A 23,034-nucleotide genomic window follows, 5' to 3' on the forward strand; every position below is an offset into this window, starting at 1 on the left:
GCACTATGTTTAAACTCAAGCTGGATTCAGTTAAGTTTTTTAGCCCGAAGAAAATGATGTTTAGAGTCATGTTGTGGCTTATGGTGAGTTGTTCTGTCTTACTTCTTATTCCCCCTAATGTGCTGGCAGTGCTGGCGCTCGATAAATTTGTGCCAGAACATGCACAGTTTGTTGGATTAGGTCTAATCGTTTCTATCGCTTACTTTTTGAGTCAATTAATTAACTTAGGCTTAGATGAGTCTATCCGTCATTTAAGTGATAAGCGCGTTATTGAGACGATTGAAGCTAAAGTGAATCTACTTGATCCCGCTGAGCGAGCTTTAGTGAGGGAATTCTTTCTTCAAGGCGCCACGATTTTGACTCTGCCGCAAAATGAACCCGCTGTAAAAAGTTTAGTGAATGCCTGTATCTTAGAGAAGCTCGGTAACGAGCGCCATTATGCAATTCAGGGACCGACCGCTGACTATAAGATTGCCATGAAAGCGCGTATGTACCTTAACCGTGATGTGCTGCGTTTGCCAGCAGGTGAGCCGAGCCAAGAAGAAATGCAGTCGTTGATTAAGGCGCGCCCGCAATTTTTGAATGGATTAGTACAAAACAGAAAACACGCAGCATAGGCGTGTTCAGCCTCACTCGGATGAGTGCTAGCTATGTTTTAGTTAGCATTTTTAACATGCGAGACAACAAAAAATGGGGGTGATAAAACCCCCTAGATTTTGCATTTATACAAGAAACATGAAGAACAACTGGAGCAAAAACTATGGTTTCGGTGCCGACTTCACAATGAACATCCAAGTGATATAAGACACTATCCCTATTGTGCTAAAGATAACGATCATTGAAAGTAAGCCTATGGGGTTACCAAACATTAGATCTAACCAAAATGCCATGACTGAAATCCTCTTTCCTGTGAAGTCCTCGCTAAATTAGCGGTATTCGATAGCTAAAATACTGATCTCGATCAATAAAAAATCGACATAGGAATACAAAGTCATAACCCTTAGTTAACTCTGTGATCTTGGTCAAATTTAAGGATGTGCTTAACAGCGACGAGTTCAAATAATTTAGCTTTGTTTCTTCTTCCGTTAGCGTCTAGGATTAACCTATTCAACTCGATCGATATTCAGTTAACGCGCTATTCCATTTATTCGTTCTTGTTTTTATATGAAGGCGCGATATCAGTTTTTTAAAGGAGTAAAAAATGGATTCTAAAAAAAGTCACAAGGATTCAATGGGATATAATTCTATCTTTGCGCCACTATTGTTGCTGATTTATCCCCTCTATTGTTTGGTGATCACAGGGCACTTTGTTGCCATTTTGTGTTTAAGCGTGCTCGCCGCCATTTTAATGTTCAACATCAATAAATTAATTCGTAATTTGAGACAACTTGAGCGTGCAGCACACCACTTAGGCGAGGGAGATTTGAGTTATCAATTGGAAGAGAAAGATGCGGGTGTGTTCATTAAGGTAGTACATAACATTAATCGCATGGGCGAAGATGTCAGCCGTACGATTTTGTCTTTATCTGATACCTGTGAAGGGATGAAAAAAGTCGCCTCGGATATCAAGGTTATTAGTGAACAGGCAAAGCAAGGCGTGTTAGAGCAAGAGCATCAAACTGAACTGGCAGCCAGTGCAATGACACAGATGGTTTCAAGTGTACAAGCCGTATCGCAAAATGCGGTGAGTGCTGCGCAGGCAGCTGATATTGCCCAAAGTTCTGCTAAGCGCGGCGATCAAATCATGAATGGCATAGTCACTAAAATTGGCGCTATGTCGCAACAGATCCATGATACTCGAACCGTGATCGAGCACTTGGCCGCCGACAGCAACAATATCAGTAGCATTATTGAAACCATTTCGCAGGTGGCCGAACAGACCAATTTACTCGCCTTAAATGCTGCCATTGAAAGTGCGAGAGCGGGTGAACATGGCCGCGGTTTTGCTGTAGTTGCCGATGAAGTGCGTAATCTCGCTAAACGAACATCCGAAGCCACGGTTGAGATCCAGCAGCAAATCGCCGCATTACAAAAAGGCGCACAACATGGTGTTGAAGTCATGTTGAAAAACGTGGCGATTGCCGACGAAACGGCTGATATGGTTGATCAAGCTCACAGTGCACTCGGGCAGATTGTCGCTCAGGTGGAGACCATTACCGATATGTCCCACCAAATCGCCACGGCATCGGGACAACAACATACAGTAGCAGAGGAAATTAATAAAAATATCAGTGTGATGGCTGAGCTAGCCCTGAGTAATGCCTCCCACACCAACAACACTAACTTATCGAGTTTGAAAGTGTATAACATGTCGCAGGAAATCGGCTCCTTGCTGCATCGATTCCATGTGAATGCGGCATTCTTTAATTCGAGTCAGGCGCAAAATAAACTCTTTGTGAAATGGGGGCCTGAGTTAGACATAGGAATGCCTGAGATCAATCGTCAACATCAGCGCTTAGTCTCATTGATCAATGAATTACACCGCACATTAAATGAAGAGTATGGACTCGAAGCCATCAAACGTATCGTGCAAGGATTAGTGGATTACACCGCCAATCACTTTGCCTATGAAGAGGAACTCTTTGCGCGTTTTGGTTACCCTCAAACTGACAGCCACAAGGAAAAACACGGCAAGTTAGTTGGGCAAGTACTTGATTTTCAAAAGCGGGTTGTTAGAGGTGAAGATGTTGCCGACGAATTAATGGCTTTCTTGAAAGCTTGGTTGGTAAACCATATTCAAAAAAGTGATAAAGAATATACCGCTTTTTTATTATCACATGGCGCAGAATAACCTCAAGAGCATGATTTTTGAGCGGTTAAATGCAATTTGTATTAAAGTCGCGGCAAAAGACTTGCCATTGTCATAAGCAAAGGTATAATTCCCAGCACTTAGAGACAGCCAGTTGTTTTGATTGCTTCTAAGTGCATATTTGATATGCCAGTGTGGTGAAATCGGTAGACACAGGGGATTCAAAGTCACAGTGTTTACAGCTTAATTTTCACTAAGCTGATGATATAAAAAGTTAATTGAAAAGAATTAACGTGCAAAATCCTTGCAAAGATTTGCAAAGTTTTTGAGATTGAAGATAATGCCAGTGTGGTGAAATTGGTAGACACACGGGATTCAAAATCCCGCGCCCTTAAAAGCGTGCCGGTTCGACTCCGGCCACTGGTACCACTTCAAAGCCGACCTTAGCGTCGGTTTTTTTGTATCTAAAATTCAGTCATGTTAGATACTTACCAACACGCTACTTTGCTAGAGTTCATCATTCACCTTCCTGCAAAGCACCACACTGGGCATACTTGCCTAGGTCAAATCTTTGATGGAGGTTGTTTTTCCATTTTCCATCACCGACTTAATCCCGTTATCTCTCGCAGCAGTGCTCGAATACATTTGGCTAGTGCCAATGATTTGATGGTTGGCTGCTTTGAGGTTGAAATACGGCTTCTCGTTTTTAGCCACTTCTTTGGCATATCGGGCTTCGATTGGGGAGTTGGTTTGCACGGATTCAATACCGTTCAACGCACCACTCTTACCTGTGTAAAGCTCGCTGGTGAGAATGACTTCTCCATTTCCCGCCTTTAATACAAACTTAAATTGCTCATTACTGCTTTTACTTAATTCATACCATCCTGACATGGGTTTGCTCCTTATTCTTTAAGACAGTGCATAGCGCAAGCAAGGAAGACATTTCCTGCTTGAGCATCAGTGTAGTCGATTTCATTTTATTTGAGATGTGACTTTTACGGCGGTTTTGAGTGTTTTGAGGGTTAATCTGGCGACACAATGACATTAAAAACCTCTAACTCCTGCCAATAGCATAGGAAGTTTTGTTCCCATATCGGGTAAAACTCAGTTGCCGCTTCGATGACTAATATGCCACTGATGCTTTGAAATACGCCGCAGCTAAAGTCAAAGTCCAGTTCTTTAACCAGCTCCCATTGTCCCTGATAGCCGACATAGCAAAAGTCGGTGATGTAGCATAACTGCCATTGCTCGGCGTGTTTCTCTAGCCTTATCTCCACGGGATGAAAGCCACCCCGTTGGGGACTGTAATCCGGATCACGAAAGTTAATCGTTACGGCATTGTCGGCTTGGTTAGTGATAAACGGGGTTAATGCCAATAGCAGTCTGCCAGAGACAGGCAAGGCCAACTCTTTGTTGATGGTATTCATCTTGTGTCCTTAGTCGGTATTAGAATAAATCGGAGTGGGTTTCACGAAGGCTGGTAAAGCGGTTAAGGCCAATAATCACATGGTCGAGGACATTGATATCCAGCACTTTGGCGCACTCAATGACTTTACGGGTGAATTGAATATCGCTAGTGCTTGGTGTTGGATCGCCTGAAGGGTGGTTATGAACAAGGATAACGCTGGGCATATTGAGGATGACTGCTGTGCGTAACACTTCGACGGGTCGCATACTGATGCCGTTCACGGAACCTGTCGCCACGACTTCTACGCAATTAATGGTGTGCTGGGTTGTCAGGTTTGCCACGATAAACATTTCTTTGGTTTCATGCTTAAGGTAGTCAAATACCTGCGCGGTATCTTCAGGTCGTGTGATGGCTTGCTCGGCCAAGGCGCACGGGGTTTCTTTGAACTGATATTTGACATTGATTTCTCGGATAATCGCCATGGTCTATCCCTATTGGTGCTAAAGACTCAGGAGCAGAAGGAAGTCCTTTCGCTCCTGATAGTGTGTGCATTACTTGAGGGTTTTGGCTGAGGTATCGCTCTTCGCCTCACTCTTTGGTTCTTTACTGGCCTCAGTGCTAGCCTTAGTTTTCTTGGTCGGGAACTTAGATGCCTTGAGGATGAACTCATCTAGCTCGCCTTTCTCCACGGCATCGATAATCAGCTTGATGGTGTCAGGTAGCAGGGCTTTATCACCGACATCAATGGCAGGTTTATCCTTTACCAGTTCGATAGGCTTAATCCCGATACGGACTTCGAAGTAATAGTGACCTTCACTGTCGTAGTACCATGGGCGTACTGTGATACGGCGGCGCACCTTCTTACGCTCTCCTGTCTCTGGGTCTTTGACACTTTTCTCGCGGTAGGCTTCAAACTCGCTGCCTTGAATAAAGCATTCGGCCATATCTAATTGCTGCTTAAGCTTGTCAGCCAAGCGGGTTCTTTTGCCGATGATAGGTGGCTTAACGGCAATTTCAGGGCGAGCGATAACCTTGAGCGAACTCAATAATGTTGTCATGGGGTGTTCCTTTTCGTGGGTTGTATTGCTGGGGTTAGTTGATAAAGCCAATGCGGCGCGTGGCTTGTTTACGGTTGTTTTCTTGGGTTAACAGAGCAATCGCAGTGGCTCTGTGGTTTTGGTTAGGTTGAAATAACATCCGCCTTGCTACGATAGCGAAGTCGCCGGGCGTTAATTGTTGTAGTGCGTGAAGTTGGTCTACTTCGGTTTGGGTTAACTTAGTGATACCCAATACTTGCTTATACAAGGTATGGCGCTGTGGCTCCGTCAGATAGTCACAGGTCAGTTTAAAGTCAAAGCGGCGCATCACTGCGCTGTCGATAGCGCTGAGTGCATTAGTCGCGGCAAACACAGGCATAGTGTTGCATTCAAGCTGTGACAGCAGTTCGTTGATGAGCTGCACTTCATACTGCGCTTGAGCGCTCTCACGCTGACTGAGCAAGCTATCGACTTCATCAAAGAGCATTAGCTTCTTTGTTCTGTGCGCTTCTCTAAACAGCGCTGCAATGTTCTGCTCGCTCTCACCGACATACTTACTCAGTACATCTGAGCACTTGATGTGCATGATATCCATACCGTGGGTTTCAGCTAAGTGATGTACCCAGCCTGTTTTGCCTGTACCTGGGGGACCATTGAGTAGCACCCTAACAGGGAGGCTGTTGGCTATCGCGGTGTCGATATCACAGATAATGGACTGCGTATCTTGTCCATCGATGGCGTTAAGGTTTAAGCAACTCGGGTCAAAACTTAGCTGGCCTTGATACTTAGCCGCTGGCGACTCTTCACCACAGGCTTCAAGAGTGGCATCGATAACATCCAATACCACGATTTCAGCCTCATCCCCTGTTAAGGCTAGGGTACTTGCCACATGGGCGGCGTTCGCAATATATGCCGGAGCAGCATTAGATTTGCTAGCTAACACCAAGCGAAACGTATCCGATACCTTAAGTGATTTGAGCATGGTTTTACTCATGGCAAAGCTAAAGGCTTCATCGGGCACAGGGATTTCCATCACTAGCTTAAAGCGGCGTATGTAGCTTGGTTCAAGTTGCGATACATGGTTGGTAATCCAAATAGCAGGTACAGGATTGGTTTCCAGTAAGCGCATTAAGCCTTCTTTGGAATAATGCTCATCGGCATGCTTAAACACGCTTTCGCATTCATCAACCAATAACAGGCTTTCATCTGAGCCATCGAGCAAGCTTTGAAGTAGATTAAGGTAGGTTAAGCGTTGGCTAGTGGGCTCTTTACTCAAGAACTCATCAGTCACTTTGCCATCCTCAAACTGTACACTTTGCACCTCCACTAAGCTGCGCCGCAGTGCCTTTGCTAAGGTGCGAGATAGCTCGGTCTTGCCTGTACCCGCTGCCCCATAGAGTAAAATGTTAACGCCTTTCAGCCGCTGAGCCATGGCAGCTCTTAGATAGCGATACACTAAATCGGCATTCACATGCTCAAATTGCTTCAGCTTGAACTGTGCAGTAGGGCTGTGCTTGATAATCGGCGCGAGCAAGGCTTCACGGCGAGTGAGCTTTTCAGTCACCAGCAATAACCTAAACGGCTCAGGTATTCTCAACAAATGCGGTAGGAGTAATGCTGCTCCCTCAATAAAGCGATTACGGGCTAAAGGTTCTAGTTGCCCATGAATATCATCACTGCTAAGCCCTGTTTCTTGCTCTAACCAATGAATGAGAATATCCGCATCATGGTCGGCTAGCAGGTTAAGCAACTCTTTGAGCCCTGCATTGGCATTGAGTACGATGATAAGTACCATCATGGGTTTCATCGCGGCATCTAGCTTAAACAGTTCACACAGAAACCGCGCATTGTGCTGCACCGTTTCTGCCATTAGAGGGTGATTATCCTTAGGCGGAAAGAGCGCGAGGGTGCTGTCGATATCATGATTAATGCCATGTTGCAGCTTGATACCCACTAACGAGTTAATCGCATAAGACGGCATATACTCAAAGCCATAATTGACGGCTGACAGTAATAAGTCTTCGGCGATTTGAGTTGCAAGGTAATAACAATGCTTAGCGTGTTTAGCGATGGGTTTGACGTTTATCATCGACTGCCGCGCCCCCGTTTAATGGGTTTATCCGGCGGGATGTAATCCAGCATCGCAGCGGCTTGCTTCATAAACGCATGGTCACGTTTATCGTAAATGGTGGTGGTACTGATATCGGCGTGTCCTGCCATTTGGCGCACGGTATTGATATCCACATTTTGCTCAAGCAAGCGAGTTATAAAGGTTCGGCGTAAATCATGGGGTGATACGTTATCTACCCCTAGCTCATACAAGGTATCTTTAACTAACCGATACAAGGCCGTTGGGGTGGTTGGCTCGGTAAGTTTAAGCTTGCCAGTCAGCGTCGACTTACACACTAAATAGCCCTGCTGGCGCTGACGCAACTTAAGCCATGCCAACAGATTTAGTTCTACCCATTCAGGTAAGAACAAGGTGCGACTCTTGTTACCTTTACCCGCAGCCACTGTCAGGGTATGCAAGTTGGCATCGTAGTCACTCAGCATCAACGCCGATAACTCACTGCGGCGCAACCCAGTACCCAAGAACAGGCTAAATATCACCAGATTACGGGTAGCAAAGGTGCCTTTTTGAGCCCTAAAGTAATCCAATACCGCGGTCACTTGCTCGGTGCTTAACGGCGTACCTTGATGCTCACCGTGCTTTACTTGATTAATGGTCTGCAAGTTAGCGACCTGCGATAAATCGGCTTTGTTCATCAAGGCCGCCACTTTGACGATGTTCTTAATCGCTATCATGGCGCGGTTGATAGAACGCGCTGACCACTGCGCATGAGTCATCATTGCGCGTATTTGCAGTGCTTGTTGATAGTCTATCTGGCACAGCTTGTCATCGAGACTGTCTTCTTGCCATTGCATGAGTCGCGCAATACTGCGCATTTGTGAGCTGATAGAGCGCTGACTATTAATAGACAGGCGGCTCAAATACAGCGCATAAGGGGTCGCTGTAGTCATAGATAACTCCAGTAAGTGTATAAATTGAATTGTGTTTAGAGGGTTGAACGAGAAGGGAAAGTGATACTAGAAACACATTCATAGTATCACTTTTGAGCCTAAATTTCAGCCACTGTTTTTGACACGGTTAGCGAGGCTAAGCCTTAGGGGATATGATGCACTTTCGTAACTTACGCAGCACTTTCTCTTGCATCGACTTAAACGCTTTGCGATTGATAAACATCGCATGGCGCTGAAGCATGTCACTTCGCGCCATAAAGGCGGCTTCATCATACTCATCTTTCAAATAGATCATTAGTCCATCTCTTAGTGCTAATTTGCGCTCTGCCTCATCTAAGTTGCCGAGTATCTCAGGGCGATAGATTTCGACAGACTTAAACAGGTGACTCATCTTGTGCAGGTCTTGTAATAACAGAGTACTGCCAGATTGTTGAGGGAGGCAGGCGTTTTCGAAACGTGTTACCGTTAACGGATTACTATCTTCATTAATGAGCATAGGAAGCCGATCCTTTGCCTTTTTAGAACTCATCTCTAACAGCTTTTCTGGCTTGCTATAAACGACGATATGGCTATCACCTTGCTTGCAGATGTACATCGTTTGAACAAAGCGCATCCCCTTATTCTCATGCTCACTGTGATTATTAAAATGCTTAACCTTTGGCTTATCGACAATCACCAGTGGTGTAGGAACACACAAAAAGTCAATGGCGATATCGCAACGTGTAACGTTTGCGCCTTTCATCTTGGTTTTATAGTCTTTAATACACTTAGAGCGCTTTAGCAGATAAAAAAACTCGCTAATCTGTTTAGGCGTAAACCGCGCAGGAATAAACTCAATTCTTAGCTTGTTGTGCTTAGTTTTACGATCTTTAGCGTAATCACCAAAGAACATGCGTATTTGCGCAGTCTTATCAGTCTTTAATGAGAATGTCAGTACATCTCTATAGAATTGGCCTTTCTGGCGCTTGGGCTTTGTCTTAGAACACTTAAATTGGCTATTTTCAAAGATAGACGGAGATTGATTGTATAAATCATCAATCTCATCTTCAGCCACATCCACAGTAATATGCAGCTTATCGATGATGGGATAACACGCCCATGCCTGTGGATTGGCTAATTGAGATTCAAGCAAACGGCTCTGAAGATGCAGACCTTTAATGCTATCAGTGACAGTACCTACAGTGGCATGTTGCAATGCGTATTTGAGCGCTTTAGTGTCCATCACGTTTAGCGCTGTATGCTCGGCTAGACGCTGATGCATAGCCTTAGATACAAACTTGTTATGGCTAACACGATACTGAATGACAGCTTCTAAATAGTTATCTATTGTAATGTGAATATCATTATTACTGCTATCTAAGTACTTATAACTATTAAGCATAGTACTATTAATAGCTGATTTGATTTGGTTGTTATTCATGGTAATGCCTTATTAGATCTATGGGGTTTTACAGCTAAAGCTTAAAGCCGATTCAGTGCTCGCTTAAATCTGAACCAGCCAATGTAGTGAGTTTTTCATTTGCATTCATTTAATTTTTTCTTTAGCATTTTTATTGCTAGCTTTAATATTTTCTCATTACTTCCTGCATTTGTTTTTAAAAAAGCCAAAAAAACCTTTTTGATATTAGTTTTCTCGCAGGATTCATCTGTGAAAAAAAATATAAATTGGTTAAGTGAGGCGCTAAAGGTTTTCTTTGACTCTTTTTTAAAGGCACTTTCTATTTCAGGCGGTGAAACTAGATTTGGTTCGATTACTGGCATGCTGCGCTCACCTGAGCATGAGTATTCTGAGTCAAACATTTCTAAATTGCAGCCCTCTGCCGGCGGGATATCCATATCAACTATATCTTGCGATTCATTTGCGCAGCTATCGTTTTGACGTTCGATTAATATGATTTTCTCCCGGAGAGCATCAATTGCCTCCTCAACAATTTTTTGAGTATATTTACCTTCGGTAGTCATTTCTTTACCATACTTACTTTCAATCAATAATTTAACTTCATTAATTTCCTCATTATTCAGGTCTGTCATTGCAAGCATTGAGCTATCACTAAATAAATTTATGCCTGCTTGCCCACATATGGAATAGGCAATCTTCGCTGAGCGGGCTTGTTTCCATGCGGCATCGTATGTAATATTCAGCTCATTTTCTACAAACGCTTTGAAAGATGAATAGCCAATGTTTTTATAGCCGCCGTTGGTGTAGATTATGTAAAGTATTGATTTTGTTAAATTAGATGAACCAGTTAAAGCCTTGCATAATTTTTTCATTTTCTTTGAGTTTAAAGACAACCCCCCTCTAGTGCCTTTTTGTTATTGATGATTGTTTTAACAAATTTAAAATCAGGCTCTGAATTAGCGCTTGTAGTTTGATTATGTTTCATGTGTACCTTCTATGTTGTCATCTAACTGTCTATAGTCCTCGCTCCAAAATTCCTCAGTGCCGAGCAATCCTCCGAGCTAAGCTCAATTTAATACAGTCATAATGACTTGTAACTACTTGATTTTTTCATCGTTTTACGTTTTTTAACTTCATTTTATTATTCTGAGACTAGATAAATACCGTTAAAACATATAAACTTCGATTGCAGGCGTAATAAAGCATTAAAAAATAAATTTATGATAAAAAACATGTTGTTATGCTTTTAATTTCTTTTTGGTTAAAATATGAGCGGATACGATAGGTTGGGCACGGATAAAAACCCCTATATGGGGTTTGATGAAGAAGAATTTGCTATATACAAATCCTTAAAGACTGGCGAGGTGACTTTAGGCTATGTGGATAAAAGGAGGACTTTGCTCACATTAAACCTGCAAAAAGGACTTTTTGATTATTTAAATAAAAGAAGGAAAAAGATTGTTGACAATGAGGTTAAGTTTATTGATGAATATATGGAAGAGTATAAAGAGTTAAGGAGGATGCATAAAAATACTAACCTTAGATACGGGGTTGAATACTTCAATGGATGGGTCGAACTTTACATTTTGACAAGTCTATTTCCAATTACATTTAAGATGTTTCTTAACTATGAACGAGTTAAAAAGTGTAATTCATGCGAAAATCATATTAATAAAAGGTTGAAAGTTATAAATGCAACAGTTAAAGCCAAAACTTTGTCAGAAAAAACTAAAGATACCACCAATGAATATGGTGAGTTAAAGCTGGAAAGAAGTAATTACTTCATTTTGATAGACCCATTAACAAATAGTTCTAAAATACAATATTTTGATTGCAGGAGGTCAAATATATGCTTTAATGTAATTGATAACTTAAAGTCTTACGAGTTATTAATAAAAGGCGGTAGTGAACTAAGACGGAATTTTAAACATTTTATAATAGAGTGCTCATTTAAGATTAAATGTATTAGTCATGAGAGAAAGTTCAAAAAAGATAACCATGTTGAGCTATGGGAATATTTTACTTGTAACATCAAGAAGTACTACGTTTTTTATCGTCGATACCTTGATATCAAGAGGAAGCAGAACAATGACCATAAGCACTAGAAATTTCATGTTAATGATGCCATCAAGCAAACGTCAGTTAAGATAACAGAAAATTTAACATCTTTCGATTTTACTTTTTCTCCACCAATTGCGAGCCCGCAATTTATAATTAAATTTTATGAGTGGCTTTCATGCACTGTAACGGTTTAGGTGCGTTAATCTATATCGCTAACTTCCTACACTGATGAAAATACTGATAGCTATTGTGGGCAACAGATTTTGGCCTGTTAAGTTAATGCAAAATCACCTCCCGCCCTCCCTTGCTTCAAGAAAAATCTTTGCTATCGTCATATTAATAAAGGTATTTCAATTCTCTGGCTAAGGATGGCTAACTTCATGATTTTCCGACCTATACAGGTTCTAGTCACTTCAATCCTGTTAACCTTGTTCGGCTTTATAGTAATGTTTTTATACACATTAATGCAGCCACTGTGTATTGATGACTTAGCAGAGATAAGCGAGATTGCATCCCTCCGAGCTGAACAAGGCTATACCGACCCAATGAACATTAACGTGACCTTCGATAAAGAGAAGAATCAATGGTGTTACATTGAGGTCGCTGAATAATTCTTGCTAGCTGCTATTCTACGACTATAATCACTGTATGTAATTACAGTGGTTTATTGCTATGCGTGTTATCCCTATTCCTGCCCGTGCAGGTATTACTGGTTTTGAGTCACCTGCTGCTGAATACTCTCAACTAGGTCTAAGTTTGGATGAGTTATTGATTAACCATCCAAGCTCGACTTTTCTCGCCTTTGCAGAAGGGGATTCGATGCAAGGTAAAGGTATATTTAATGGAGATATACTCATTATTGACCGCCATGAAACAGCGCGTAATGGCGATGTGATTGTTGCCAGTTTAAATAGGGAGTTTATTTGCAAAATCATTGATATACCCCGCCGTTTACTGCTTTCCTCCAATCCACAACACCAGCCTGTCATCATTCACGAATACGATGAATTTAGTATTGAAGGGGTTATTACTCGTTCTATCCGTTGCCACCGTAAAAGTCCCTTATTGAGTGAAAAGTAGATGTTTGCGCTAGTCGATGCCAATAGCTTCTACTGTAGCGCGGAACAGGTGTTCCGGCCTGATTGGCGTGGTAAGCCTGTTGTTGTACTCAGTAATAACGATGGGATGATTGTTGCTGCTAATAGACAGGCTAAAGAAGCGGGTATTCAGAAGTTTGTGCCTTACTTTCAAGTCAAAGTACTCTGTGCAGAGCGTGGTGTTATTGTGTGTTCGTCTAACTATGAACTGTATGCTGATTTGTCTAGCAAGATGATGGATATCATTGGCCGATTTGCGTCTGAGCAGCATGTCTACAGTATCGATGAAACCTTCCTGTCGTTTAAGAACTGCTACCCTGCAATAAAGTGCCTGCATACCCAAGGGCAATTGATAAGACGCGCTGTATGGAAAGAAGCCCGTTTACCTGTTTGTGTGGGGATTGCTAAAACCCTGACGCTGGCGAAACTAGCTAACCATGCTGCTAAGAAGATAGAGGGCTATAAAGGTGTCGGTGTTATCGACAATGACCAAGACCGTATCAGTATTTTAAAGCAGCTTGCAGTGGGTGATGTTTGGGGGATAGGACGTAGGCTTAGTGCCAAGCTCGAACTGATGAATATCCGTACAGCGTTTGACCTCGCTAACATGCCAGCAGGATTAGCCCGTAAACAGTTCAGCATTGAAGTCGAGCGCACAGTACGAGAGCTTAACGGCCAAGTATGCAAGGTGTGGGATGAAGCAAGGGCTGATAAGAAGCAGATATTCTCGACAAGAAGCATGGGTGAGCGAATCACTGATTTTGAGTCATTAATGCAAGCATTAAGTAAGCATGTTGGTATCGCCGCAGCAAAAGCGCGTAAACAAGGCTCCGTCTGCAAAACTATGCTGTTATTTGCTACTAACTCTCCCCATGATGAGCGTCCTGTTAGCTATAAAACAATGGTGCACTTTCCTTGTCCAACTAACTGTACGGTCGAGCTGAATAAGGCTATATGTGAAGCCGCACCCAAGCTATTTCGTGAAGGTGTACGCTATTACAAGATAGGCGTAGGTTTGATTGATTTAGCGAGCGAGAAACATAGCCAATTAGACCTGTTCAATCCACCGACAGCAAAGCCAGCGCTAATGCTTACACTCGATCACATTAACCAACGATATGGTAGTGATACTCTGTTTATTGCTGCTCAAGGCATAGAGCATAAATGGGCAATGCGGAGGGACTTATTGACACCTCAATATACGACTAAGTGGCGAAGTGTACCGCGCATCAAGTGCTAACGAGGATTTACCTTATTCCTAGCTACAGAAAGCGAACCTCATCAGTCTCATTTCAAGAGTTTCTGATAGATTTTATAATGTTATTTGAGAAGTGTGTAGAAAATCCCTCACTTCGTCGTATTTTCTCGTTCTCTATTTTCGCTACTCCTATGATACCATCATGAAAACATATAGTTATACCATAAGTTGGCATCCCATAAGCGCATCAATGGATCAGCGAACAGATCGAACGGGCAGTAAATGAAGGCTGGTTGGGGAGTAAGTGAGGTGTTCAGTTTTACGAGCGCTCCTGTTAGCTATTTAGCTTGGGTGGTGGCGAAACCACCACCTACGTAGAGCATTGCATCAATCAATGCAGTGGAAATTTAAAGCTCCAGCTCTGATGCACAGGCTGGTGAAAATCAAAATTAATGGATCAATACGGACATGACAGACAGCGTACAGACTAAAACTACCGAGAATATCATCATCGACTTGTTCGCCCCCAATCTTCCGGGCAGTACCAAAGAAGATGATCTCATTCAGAAATCTCTACGTGATCAGTTGGTCGAGAGTATCCGCAACTCGGTTACCCCTCCTGACGCTGATAAATCTGCTGAACTAACACGGTTTATTGATGAGTCCGGTCGTAATGTGTTTTTTGTGGATGGTACTCGTGGTGCGGGTAAAACCACTTTTATCAACAGCGTGGTTAAACGTCTGAACAACGATGGAGATGATTCAAATGGTCGAATCAAATGTCTGCCGACCATCGACCCAACTAAGCTGCCGCGTCATGAACCCATTCTGGTCACGGTGACCGCCCGCCTGAACAAAATAGTGTCCGATAAGTTCAAAGGGAATTGGTCATCGAATGACCATAAAAAACAAAAGGAAGATTGGCAGAGCCACCTTGAGCAGCTCAAGCGTGGTTTACATCTCCTGACCGACAAGGAATACAAGCCGGAATATTTCAGTGACGCCTTGAAGCTGGATGCCCAGCTTGATTACTCCATCGGTGGCCAAGACTTGTCAGAAATCTTTGATAAATTGGTTAAATGTGCATGTGAAATTCTTGGCTGCAAGGCCATTTTGATCTCGTTCGACGACATCGATACCCAGTTTGATACGGGTTGGGATGTGCTCGAATCCATTCGTAGATTCTTTAATAGCCAGAAATTGGTGGTGGTGGCGACAGGTGATTTGCGCCTATATTCCCAGTTGATTCGTGGGAAGCAATACGAAAATTACAGCAAAACGTTGCTCGATCAGGAAAAAGAGAGCGCCCGTTTAGCCGAGCGGGGCTATATGGTTGAACATCTTGAACAGCAATATTTATTAAAACTGTTTCCGGTACAAAAGCGTATTCAGCTGAAAACCATGCTGCAACTGGTAGGCGAAAAGGAAAAAGTCCGAAACGAAAAAATCAGGGTTAAAACTAGGCCTGATATGAGCGCAGATGCTGCCATAGAAGTTCGCGAGGCTATTGGAAGTGCTGTTAGAGAAGGGCTTAATTTGAGGGCGGGCTCTGATGCAGATATGTATGTGAATGAACTGCTGAAGCAGCCTGTGCGGTTATTGATGCAGGTGCTTCAGGATTTCTATATCAAAAAGTATCGTGCTAAATCGGTAAAAATCGAAGTTGAGCAAGACAGCGATGAGAAATCTGATCCGAAGTTACTCAGAAATGCCTTGTATGGATCGATGCTAAGCAGCATTTATCGCGCAGGGTTAAATTATGAACAACATCGGTTTGGTATGGATTCGCTCTGTAAGGATATATTTACCTATGTAAAGCAGGACCGTGATTTTAACACCGGATTTTATTTGCGGCCTCAGTCTGAGAGTGAGGCATTAAGGAATTGTTCGATTTATTTGGCATCTCAGGTAAGTGAGAACTGTCAGGGAAGTCTTTCCAAAGTATTGCAGATGCTTTTAGTAGGTTGTGGTTCGGTCAGTATATTTAACCAGTTCGTTTCTGGATTAGTTCAGGCGGAAAATGATAAGGAAAAGTTTGAGCAGCTTGTCAGTGAGTATGTTGCTTACATGTCAGTTGGCAGAAATGAAAGCGCATCTCATTGGGCTAACCGTTGTTCTGCTGTCATAGCGGATGCAAGTACCGACAGAAAAGTTGGAGTTTTCATCGGCCAAGTCCAATTGAACCGTGGTTCAAAAAAAGAGAAAGTAGAGAACTTTAACTATTTTAAACTTGATAAAGAAAGTGGTTTAGCTAAAGCAGCAATGGCTGCATCTTTAAGTACGGTTGCATCAAGTAACTTGATGGATTTTAGCAGTGTTTTCAACTTGATTGGCGCTATTTCTGATATCGCTGCATGTTCAAGTGATCTTTCTGCTGCTACTAAAGTTTTCAATAAAACTATATCTCAACCTACTTGTATTGCGCCTCCTTGGAGTAATGCTGCTGCGCGCGCGGAGGTGAAGACTGGTAATTCTGCTGATAATAACGACGAAAATTCCGTGCAGGTAGATGATGAAGCGGATAGCGAGGAGGATTATGCATCAGGCCGTGTTGACCAAACTGTTGAAGCGGAATTTAAAGATGCGTTTGATGCTATTAGTAAGTGGCTTAATAGTGTCCAAAAGTTAGAGTGCAGAATTCGGCCTTCTGCAATATTGATAGGTAAAATATGGACTAGGTTCTATTTTAATATTAGTAACGTGGAAGATTTACATAAAAGTAGGCTGAATAAACTAAACGCTCGGCTTGGCGTTATTGCTATGCACTCTAATGCCGCAAAGATCATGCGGTTTAATGTTTTAGCTCTTCTTCACGCTGTTTTGGTTGAGGAAAGTCTATATCATGCGGTGGAGGATAAAGACTATATTGGGGACGGTTTGCGGCTTAATCCGGTTACATCAGTAGGAGAGTTTGAGACAAAACTCAGGATTATGGATTCTGTTTTGAAGAAATCGAGAAAGAAGTGGAGTGAAACTAATCCACTATTTTTCCTGTTAATTAGTTGTCCTATCCTTCATCCATTTATCTTCCCATTTGGTGGTGTTAATAGTTCTACGAAATCACTTAAAAAAGAAGAAGGATTTCGTGATCTTATTTTTAATATTGTCGGGTTTGAGTTGTTTTCTAAAGATGACTGGAATGATTTGACTGCACAATGCGATCCTGATGAAAGTAAATCGTTCGATAAAATCATTAAATCCCTAAACTCAGCTACAATCGCAGGTGCAAAATACGCTGACTCAAGGTCACCAGTGGGGAGTACCACTCCCTCTTCTGATGACAAGGCAGGCAAGAAATGATGACCACCATATAAGGATTGGATATGGAAAGGTTTCTTCTTAATTCAACAGTATTATTGCATCGCCTGAGCGCTGCCTCATTGGATGAGGTATTACTTGATGACCAAGTAGAGTCATCCGTATTTCTTACTCAATACGAGCAAGCGCGTAGTTTGCCTGATCATGTAGCCAAATCGGCTTGGTCATCCTTAGTGCAGCAAATCAAACAGCGAAATATGAAACTCGGCCCAGTCGCAGCCTTACGCCAGATCGCTAAAAAATTTGTTAAGAACGAGAAAGATGGTCCCAGAACCGACCTAGCTTTGTTCTCTGAATGGCAAACTCTGATGAGCCGAGTGTCGTGCCTGCCAATTATGGCGTGTCATCAGGTATTTAACTCAGGGCCTGCCAGTCTGGAATATAGCTTTCGCTGGCCTTTATACCCTTATCACCCGATGGTTGAGGACTATATTACCCGTGAACGCCTGCACGAAACCCACCAACATCTGAATGGCAGTACTAGTGCGGAAGAGTGTTGGCTAGATGCACTCAAGCACCTAGAAGTGAGTGTCAAAGATTTCGAGAAGGGCTGGGCCTCTCAAGAGATGAAACAACTCTGCGCCCAGATTGATTTTTCGCTGACGCCTGAAATCTTCAAGGATCGTTTGCAGATCGCCAGCAATATTCGCGAAATTCTTTGTCGGGTTGCTCAGGGCATGGAGTTGCCAGAGTGGCTCGTATCATTGCTGCACCCGCAGCAGTTGGTAGGTAGCACAATTCTGCATCAGGACAAGGTGTATGGTTTTGCGACAGTTTGGCCAACGGACGACAAATACAATCAGGAGTCTGAATTTTGCTTGCTAGCCGGGTTGTTGGAAAAATGGCGGTATGGTGCTCCCGAAGGATTGGAACGACTGCTGTGGATTTACCTACTGATTCAGAATCAGTATCTGACCTTACTGGTTCAGCGAGACGATTTTTTCGGTTTTGATCAGTTCCAGAAATACACCATGACGGAGCTGAGAGAAGAAACCGAGAAATCTTATTTGTCTCGTTTCAAACATGCACATGGTGCAGGTGTGTATTCTCAGGTACGTTATTTGGAAGGACGTTTTGCCCCGAAGAGCGACCCAAGCAAAATGCAAAAACTGCTCTTCAGCGTGCTAAGAGGGTATTGGGAATACCTGAGTTCTCATATGTCTCAGGAATGGGTGCATCATAGGCCGCTGACTATGTCGCAAGTGCTCGATAATCTTGAACAGGTTGAACCTGATGGTAAGTGTGCAGAGCTGGCGCTAGTGCTGCACTTTATCAAAAGAAAGCCAAAAAAGGATGAAGTCTATCCTTACGCATTACTATTCAAGGATCTGAAGAATCAGGCCGCTATCTTGATGGGCATGCTGAAGTATGAGCCGCGCTTAACACGCTGGATTCGAGGAGTGGATGCAGCTGCTAATGAGATGCACGCGCCACCAGAGTTGTTTGGGTCCTTGTTCCGGGTACTAGCCAAATCAGGTATTGCTCATTTTACCTATCATGTTGGCGAGGACTTTCCGCATCTGATCAGTGGTATTCGATCCATTGACGATGCCTTGAGGTTTTTGCCACTTCGTAATGGCGACCGTCTTGGTCACTGCACGGCTATTGGTATCACGCCTAACATCTGGAAACGTTCTTTGCCATTGTCTTTGTCTATGACCAAAGAAACGCGATTGCTCGATTTGGTATTTATCTGGCGGGAACTTCGAAGTCATCCGGAGCTACTGCGTTACGCCAGCGACGCAGCGATCGAAGCGGTTCGTTTGGCCCATGAGGTGTTTTCGTTGGAAGAAGAAATCTCGATTACCACCCTTGATAAGGTGTTAGAAATACGGGGTGTGTTGGCAGAATCGGAAGGGCTGCTAGGTGATCTAAATGGGCCATTAAAACCCAAATCCCACTGGCTAGAGGAGTACGAGTACGCTAGAGAGTTGGCTAAAACCGCAGGCATGAACAGGCCTCTGGAGTTGTATAAGCAATGGCTTACTTCTGACAATGTGCGAAAGCAGCGTGCTGAATACGTTGAAGTTGCGCTGGATGATTTGCCGGATGAGGCGGTTGTTTCATTGCAACAGGCTGTGATGGCAAAAATGGCAGACCGAAACCTTGCGATAGAGTGCCCTCCGACCAGCAATACCCGTATTAGCCAGTATCGAGATGTCAGTGAACATCATATCTTTCGCTGGATGGGCTTGCCGGGTGAGGTGATTGAAGGTGATGTTCCTATGTCTATTTGTCTGGGATCTGATGATCCGGGTATCTTTGTCGCGGATTTGAAATCCGAGTTCTATCATTTATTCGCAGTGTTAACCCGAAAGTTCGGTTTGTCGCCTGCGGAAGCTTTGAGAAAGGTTGCGGAGATGAATGAAAATGGGCGGATTTATCGCTTTCACGATGTCAGGTAGCGTGTGTATGTTGTAGATTCTGTGATTGAACATGTAGTCAAGAAAACAGGCCTAAAAGCTGTCAATCTATGTTAACAATCAGTCATGCGCGAGCGTAAAACAATGAGAAAATTAAATGTTATCAATTGATTATTATTCTAATAGTATAAAAAATGCTAACGTAAAAATGTAAATTCATACAGCATCATTTATACCAATTGACTTGGATGTTGCAGCGGCCAAGTCCAACAAGCGGTTTATGCCACGCAAACAACGCAGCGCATGAATACTAAGTCGTTATATTGTGTATAAATTATGGCAATAACAGCATTTAGAAAAAATTAGATCATGAATTAATAGCTATCCAATAATTTCCGGTCTCCAAACTGACCTTCATTAGACTTGTAGCCTATTACAGAGAGGAAACAGTGAAAAAGCCACAGCAAACATACGACCTGAAAATTCCTGATGACGACTATAAAATAGCAGCGGTCATGGAACGTGATAAGGTCAACTTTGAGTCTCCCAACATTTGGTTTTATGTGGGCGCAGATTGCAAGAACCCCGGCTATGCAAAGGTAGGGATTACGATGGGCGATTTGAGATCCCGTTCATATAGCTCCGCCAATCCCAATTATTACCTGTTCTGCGCTTTTCAGTGCATGCAAGACACAACGAAATCGCAGCTCGAAAGTATTGAACTCAACGCTTTAACCTATCTTGACGGCGTGTTCCCGAATCATCGGGAGCGTCACGCGGAATCGCAACGCCTGTCAGAGTGTTATAACGATATTGATTTTGAAGTTTTTTTTTCCTGCCTTCACGACTACCTGCTTGATAATCACCCACACAATTTTCAGACAGCTTCTTTTGAAAATGCAGTTGGTGTTGAGGAAGGATATGCGCTTGCATGGGAATTTAACCATCGCTTACCACTCGTGGTTCAAAGACACTTTCGGAACTTGATCCTACGGTATTAAATAGCTGTTTCGAATAGTGCTACAGTTGAGTAGGTTGACTCTGCCACTATCTGAGTATCGCTACAGGCGCTGTGGGGCTGTTTTTCTGCGTGAGGAACTACTTTCTTATGGGGACGCTGGAACGCCGCCACAGAGGTATCGTGGCGCTATTAGCTAGGATTTTGGGGCGTTATTAGGATTAAAATAATGGAGATAAAACGATTGGATTATCAGGGGTCGTTTTTAAACGCTATCGATAAAACGTTGGAACTAGGGGTAAATTTAGATTCATACCCAAAAGAATTTAGTGAACCGTGTCCTGAGCATGTACGTGCTTCAATATTGAAACTAACGGCTGACGTACTTCACTCCAAAGGATTTAGATCTTCCTCTCTATTGGCAAAAAAATGTGTTCCAGTGCATCTAATAGTTCAGTACTGGCTAAAACAAGAATTGAATATAAGCAGCTTTATGACGATAGGTGAGCGGTATTGGAGTGACGATGAAATATATTGCAAGATGTCTTACGACTATATCAAATCAGAGATGATAGCCCCTAACCACAGCAAACCGATAAATGCACATGTATGGTTAACGCTGCCAGATGGGAGCATATTGGATTGTACTGCTGAGGCATTTCTGGATGTTACTGAAGCACGGGGGGATTTCCCTGTCAATGAATGTCTAATGTTTGTTAGACCAAGTGAGACACCTCTGTCTGGCTATCACCGACCATATCTTGTCGGTACGGATTTTCTTGAAAAGGCAGGAGTTATTAAGCTAGGTTAGGGATATGCATTGAGTAAGCATGTTGGTATTGCCGCAGCTAAAGCGCGTAAGCAAGGCTCAGTCTGCAAGACTATGCTGTTATTTGCTACTAACTCTCCCCATGATGAGCGCCCTGTTAGCTATAAAACAGTGGTGCATTTTCCTTGTCCAACTAACTGTACGGTCGAGCTGACTAAGGCAATATGTGAAGCCGCACCCAAGCTATTTCGTGAAGGTGTTCGTTATTACAAGATAGGCGTAGGTTTGATTGACTTAGCGAGCGAGAAACATAGCCAATTAGACTTGTTCAATCCCCCCACCGCAAAGCCAGCGCTAATGCTTACACTCGATCACATTAACCAACGCTATGGTAGTGATACTCTGTTTATCGCTGCTCAAGGCATAGAGCATAAATGGGCAATGCGGAGGGACTTATTGACGCCCCAATACACGACTAAGTGGCGAAGTGTGCCGCGCATCAAGTGCTAACGAGGTTTTGCCCCATTCCTCGTTGGCAAAGTGACATCTAGCTCACTACAACATCAGTATGTTGACCCAATTTTAGTAATGATAAAGAGTTCTGGCATTATCAGTTATCAACCGCAATTACCCTAGCCAATGAGAAAATGTGGTGCGAGTATCAACCTGAATGCGAGGTCAAAATGTTGTTCATCAAGATCAATAATGAGTCAGATATGAGCGTAAAAGAATGAGAAAGATAAAACGATATCAAGTAATTACCCATCAAACTGTATAAGAAATAGCTATCGCAAAAAAGCAAATTCCTATAGCATCATTTATACCAATTGACATGGATGTGACAGCGGCAAAGTCTAACAAGCGATTTATGCCCCGCAAACAGCGCAGCCGCATAAATACTAAGACGTTAAGTGTCTATCGAGCTTATGAGTAATAAATTAGGATTTTTGGTAATTGGAATACTAATAGTACACGCATTATTTTCTTACGCTTTCGATTCATATTATTCAAAGGCTCTATTAATGGAGCCAATCGAATTAGATTCAACTATCGAAAAAGAATACGATATAAGAGTACCAATGAGCCAAACATATCAGGTGGAGCTACTATTTGCCCGAGAAGGCAGGGATTTTGAATATCTTAAATCTGTACTAGGTGATATGACTAGCCTTAAAGAAAATGGAGTTCCGCTTAAAGTATCCTGGTCGCTACGGTCGGGAGATAAACTTATTGCTCAAAATGAATTGGTTGCAGTTGACTCCTGTGGTTGGTCGAATGAACATGTTTACCGCTGTCTAGGCAGCTTTAAAATTCCTTCTGGAAAATACAAGTTTGGTCTTCTTGTTTCTGAACCGGATAAGGTATTTGGACAATTCAAAACATCGTTATCCATCAACTTTAATTTTAAAAATGCACACACTTGGCAAACTGCTTATATTTTTTTGTCCATGTTATTTAATATTTTTGTGGCTCCTATTGTGGGTGTGGTGATCTTGCTAGTCTTGCTGACAAAGCACTTAACAAGAAATTAAACAAGGATAAAAACAGTTGTTTTTTGCTTCTCCTCCACTCATTTTAACCAACTGTTTTTACCTGTTAACTAGGCGTTATCCCATAGAAATTTTTATTCGAAACTCATTAATTCGAGCTAAAAGC

General features: G+C 42.7%; 20 protein-coding genes, 1 tRNA gene and 1 pseudogene. 13 read left to right on the forward strand and 9 right to left on the reverse strand.

Translation table 11 applies throughout. The features are described from left to right. Nucleotides 1-5: 5 nt before the first annotated feature. A complete protein-coding gene (locus tag HUB64_RS13685) occupies nucleotides 6-617 on the forward strand; it encodes a superinfection exclusion B family protein (RefSeq protein WP_105251480.1) in 612 nt (203 codons plus the stop codon). A 141-nt stretch (nucleotides 618-758) separates the two neighbouring features. Here the strand turns inward: HUB64_RS13685 and HUB64_RS13690 are convergent, their stop codons facing one another. Continuing rightward, nucleotides 759-890 carry a DUF3149 domain-containing protein gene (locus tag HUB64_RS13690; protein WP_105251481.1) on the reverse strand — a complete coding sequence of 44 codons (132 nt, stop codon included), beginning with the start codon at nucleotides 888-890 and terminating at the stop codon, nucleotides 759-761. Between the two features lie 311 nt (nucleotides 891-1,201). Here HUB64_RS13690 and HUB64_RS13695 point away from each other — a divergent pair, with 311 nt between their 5' ends. After that, nucleotides 1,202-2,791: a bacteriohemerythrin gene (locus HUB64_RS13695; RefSeq protein ID WP_131524106.1), complete on the forward strand. Its 1,590-nt coding sequence runs from the start codon at nucleotides 1,202-1,204 to the stop codon at nucleotides 2,789-2,791. A gap of 300 nt (nucleotides 2,792-3,091) precedes the next feature. Continuing rightward, nucleotides 3,092-3,178, forward strand: a tRNA-Leu gene (locus HUB64_RS13700). A gap of 129 nt (nucleotides 3,179-3,307) precedes the next feature. Here HUB64_RS13700 and HUB64_RS13705 read toward each other — a convergent pair. The 8 genes from HUB64_RS13705 to HUB64_RS13740 form a co-directional block, all read right to left on the reverse strand. Continuing rightward, nucleotides 3,308-3,640, reverse strand: coding sequence for a YegP family protein (locus HUB64_RS13705; RefSeq protein ID WP_173497183.1), 333 nt, complete (start codon nucleotides 3,638-3,640; stop codon nucleotides 3,308-3,310). 131 nt (nucleotides 3,641-3,771) lie between these two features. Further along, complete coding sequence (locus tag HUB64_RS13710) at nucleotides 3,772-4,176, reverse strand: DUF2787 family protein (RefSeq protein ID WP_173497184.1); 405 nt, start codon at nucleotides 4,174-4,176, stop codon at nucleotides 3,772-3,774. A gap of 19 nt (nucleotides 4,177-4,195) precedes the next feature. Then, nucleotides 4,196-4,639 (reverse strand): JAB domain-containing protein, encoded by a 444-nt coding sequence (locus tag HUB64_RS13715; RefSeq protein WP_173497185.1) that lies wholly within the window; start codon nucleotides 4,637-4,639, stop codon nucleotides 4,196-4,198. A gap of 69 nt (nucleotides 4,640-4,708) precedes the next feature. Continuing rightward, on the reverse strand, nucleotides 4,709-5,215 hold the full coding sequence (locus HUB64_RS13720; protein WP_173497186.1) for a hypothetical protein: 507 nt from the start codon (nucleotides 5,213-5,215) through the stop codon (nucleotides 4,709-4,711). A gap of 34 nt (nucleotides 5,216-5,249) precedes the next feature. Further along, on the reverse strand, nucleotides 5,250-7,283 hold the full coding sequence (locus HUB64_RS13725; protein ID WP_173497187.1) for an AAA family ATPase: 2,034 nt from the start codon (nucleotides 7,281-7,283) through the stop codon (nucleotides 5,250-5,252). Continuing rightward, entirely contained in the window at nucleotides 7,280-8,215 is a 936-nt protein-coding gene (locus HUB64_RS13730) for a site-specific integrase (protein WP_173497188.1), read from the reverse strand. The genes HUB64_RS13725 and HUB64_RS13730 overlap by 4 nt, the downstream gene beginning before the upstream one ends. 136 nt (nucleotides 8,216-8,351) lie before the next feature. Beyond that, nucleotides 8,352-9,635 (reverse strand): hypothetical protein, encoded by a 1,284-nt coding sequence (locus tag HUB64_RS13735; protein WP_173497189.1) that lies wholly within the window; start codon nucleotides 9,633-9,635, stop codon nucleotides 8,352-8,354. 95 nt (nucleotides 9,636-9,730) lie between these two features. Further along, on the reverse strand, nucleotides 9,731-10,507 hold the full coding sequence (locus HUB64_RS13740) for a hypothetical protein (RefSeq protein ID WP_173497190.1): 777 nt from the start codon (nucleotides 10,505-10,507) through the stop codon (nucleotides 9,731-9,733). Nucleotides 10,508-10,882: 375 nt separating this feature from the next. Between HUB64_RS13740 and HUB64_RS13745 the strand changes: the two genes are divergently transcribed. The 10 genes and pseudogenes from HUB64_RS13745 to HUB64_RS13790 all read left to right on the forward strand — a co-directional run bounded on the left by HUB64_RS13745 (nucleotide 10,883) and on the right by HUB64_RS13790 (nucleotide 22,910). After that, entirely contained in the window at nucleotides 10,883-11,719 is an 837-nt protein-coding gene (locus HUB64_RS13745) for a hypothetical protein (protein WP_173497191.1), read from the forward strand. 402 nt (nucleotides 11,720-12,121) lie between these two features. Continuing rightward, nucleotides 12,122-12,286 (forward strand): hypothetical protein, encoded by a 165-nt coding sequence (locus HUB64_RS13750; protein WP_253724223.1) that lies wholly within the window; start codon nucleotides 12,122-12,124, stop codon nucleotides 12,284-12,286. Nucleotides 12,287-12,347: 61 nt separating this feature from the next. Beyond that, complete coding sequence (locus HUB64_RS13755) at nucleotides 12,348-12,755, forward strand: LexA family transcriptional regulator (protein WP_173497193.1); 408 nt, start codon at nucleotides 12,348-12,350, stop codon at nucleotides 12,753-12,755. Then, nucleotides 12,756-14,012 (forward strand): Y-family DNA polymerase, encoded by a 1,257-nt coding sequence (locus tag HUB64_RS13760; protein WP_173497194.1) that lies wholly within the window; start codon nucleotides 12,756-12,758, stop codon nucleotides 14,010-14,012. It abuts the gene before it with no gap. Nucleotides 14,013-14,438: 426 nt separating this feature from the next. Then, on the forward strand, nucleotides 14,439-17,270 hold the full coding sequence (locus HUB64_RS13765; RefSeq protein ID WP_173497195.1) for an archaeal ATPase: 2,832 nt from the start codon (nucleotides 14,439-14,441) through the stop codon (nucleotides 17,268-17,270). A 23-nt stretch (nucleotides 17,271-17,293) separates the two neighbouring features. Then, nucleotides 17,294-19,693 carry an adenosine deaminase gene (locus HUB64_RS13770; RefSeq protein ID WP_173497196.1) on the forward strand — a complete coding sequence of 800 codons (2,400 nt, stop codon included), beginning with the start codon at nucleotides 17,294-17,296 and terminating at the stop codon, nucleotides 19,691-19,693. Between the two features lie 407 nt (nucleotides 19,694-20,100). Then, nucleotides 20,101-20,652, forward strand: a complete 552-nt coding sequence (locus HUB64_RS13775; RefSeq protein ID WP_173497197.1) for a hypothetical protein — start codon at nucleotides 20,101-20,103, stop codon at nucleotides 20,650-20,652. 186 nt (nucleotides 20,653-20,838) lie between these two features. After that, entirely contained in the window at nucleotides 20,839-21,420 is a 582-nt protein-coding gene (locus tag HUB64_RS13780; protein WP_254451421.1) for a hypothetical protein, read from the forward strand. 6 nt (nucleotides 21,421-21,426) lie between these two features. Continuing rightward, nucleotides 21,427-21,888: pseudogene (locus tag HUB64_RS13785) on the forward strand (DUF4113 domain-containing protein); the annotation flags it as partial. Between the two features lie 512 nt (nucleotides 21,889-22,400). Next, complete coding sequence (locus HUB64_RS13790) at nucleotides 22,401-22,910, forward strand: DUF5625 family protein (RefSeq protein WP_173497198.1); 510 nt, start codon at nucleotides 22,401-22,403, stop codon at nucleotides 22,908-22,910. The last annotated feature ends 124 nt before the right edge of the window (nucleotides 22,911-23,034 follow it).

It is taken from the genome of Shewanella sp. ISTPL2 (genome assembly GCF_013283205.1).
Classification (GTDB): Bacteria; Pseudomonadota; Gammaproteobacteria; order Enterobacterales; family Shewanellaceae; genus Shewanella; species Shewanella oncorhynchi.

Bases quoted from the DNA above. Each gene is read 5' to 3' on its own strand.
- HUB64_RS13725 (WP_173497187.1), bottom strand. From the start codon at position 7,283: ATGATAAACGTCAAACCCATCGCTAAACACGCTAAGCATTGTTATTAC.
- HUB64_RS13720 (WP_173497186.1), bottom strand. From the start codon at position 5,215: ATGACAACATTATTGAGTTCGCTCAAGGTTATCGCTCGCCCTGAAATT.
- HUB64_RS13710 (WP_173497184.1), bottom strand. From the start codon at position 4,176: ATGAATACCATCAACAAAGAGTTGGCCTTGCCTGTCTCTGGCAGACTG.
- HUB64_RS13745 (WP_173497191.1), top strand. From the start codon at position 10,883: ATGAGCGGATACGATAGGTTGGGCACGGATAAAAACCCCTATATGGGG.
- HUB64_RS13770 (WP_173497196.1), top strand. From the start codon at position 17,294: ATGGAAAGGTTTCTTCTTAATTCAACAGTATTATTGCATCGCCTGAGC.
- HUB64_RS13685 (WP_105251480.1), top strand. From the start codon at position 6: ATGTTTAAACTCAAGCTGGATTCAGTTAAGTTTTTTAGCCCGAAGAAA.
- HUB64_RS13730 (WP_173497188.1), bottom strand. From the start codon at position 8,215: ATGACTACAGCGACCCCTTATGCGCTGTATTTGAGCCGCCTGTCTATT.
- HUB64_RS13715 (WP_173497185.1), bottom strand. From the start codon at position 4,639: ATGGCGATTATCCGAGAAATCAATGTCAAATATCAGTTCAAAGAAACC.
- HUB64_RS13780 (WP_254451421.1), top strand. From the start codon at position 20,839: ATGGAGATAAAACGATTGGATTATCAGGGGTCGTTTTTAAACGCTATC.
- HUB64_RS13690 (WP_105251481.1), bottom strand. From the start codon at position 890: ATGGCATTTTGGTTAGATCTAATGTTTGGTAACCCCATAGGCTTACTT.
- HUB64_RS13735 (WP_173497189.1), bottom strand. From the start codon at position 9,635: ATGAATAACAACCAAATCAAATCAGCTATTAATAGTACTATGCTTAAT.
- HUB64_RS13760 (WP_173497194.1), top strand. From the start codon at position 12,756: ATGTTTGCGCTAGTCGATGCCAATAGCTTCTACTGTAGCGCGGAACAG.
- HUB64_RS13750 (WP_253724223.1), top strand. From the start codon at position 12,122: ATGTTTTTATACACATTAATGCAGCCACTGTGTATTGATGACTTAGCA.
- HUB64_RS13695 (WP_131524106.1), top strand. From the start codon at position 1,202: ATGGATTCTAAAAAAAGTCACAAGGATTCAATGGGATATAATTCTATC.
- HUB64_RS13755 (WP_173497193.1), top strand. From the start codon at position 12,348: ATGCGTGTTATCCCTATTCCTGCCCGTGCAGGTATTACTGGTTTTGAG.
- HUB64_RS13765 (WP_173497195.1), top strand. From the start codon at position 14,439: ATGACAGACAGCGTACAGACTAAAACTACCGAGAATATCATCATCGAC.
- HUB64_RS13790 (WP_173497198.1), top strand. From the start codon at position 22,401: ATGGAGCCAATCGAATTAGATTCAACTATCGAAAAAGAATACGATATA.
- HUB64_RS13705 (WP_173497183.1), bottom strand. From the start codon at position 3,640: ATGTCAGGATGGTATGAATTAAGTAAAAGCAGTAATGAGCAATTTAAG.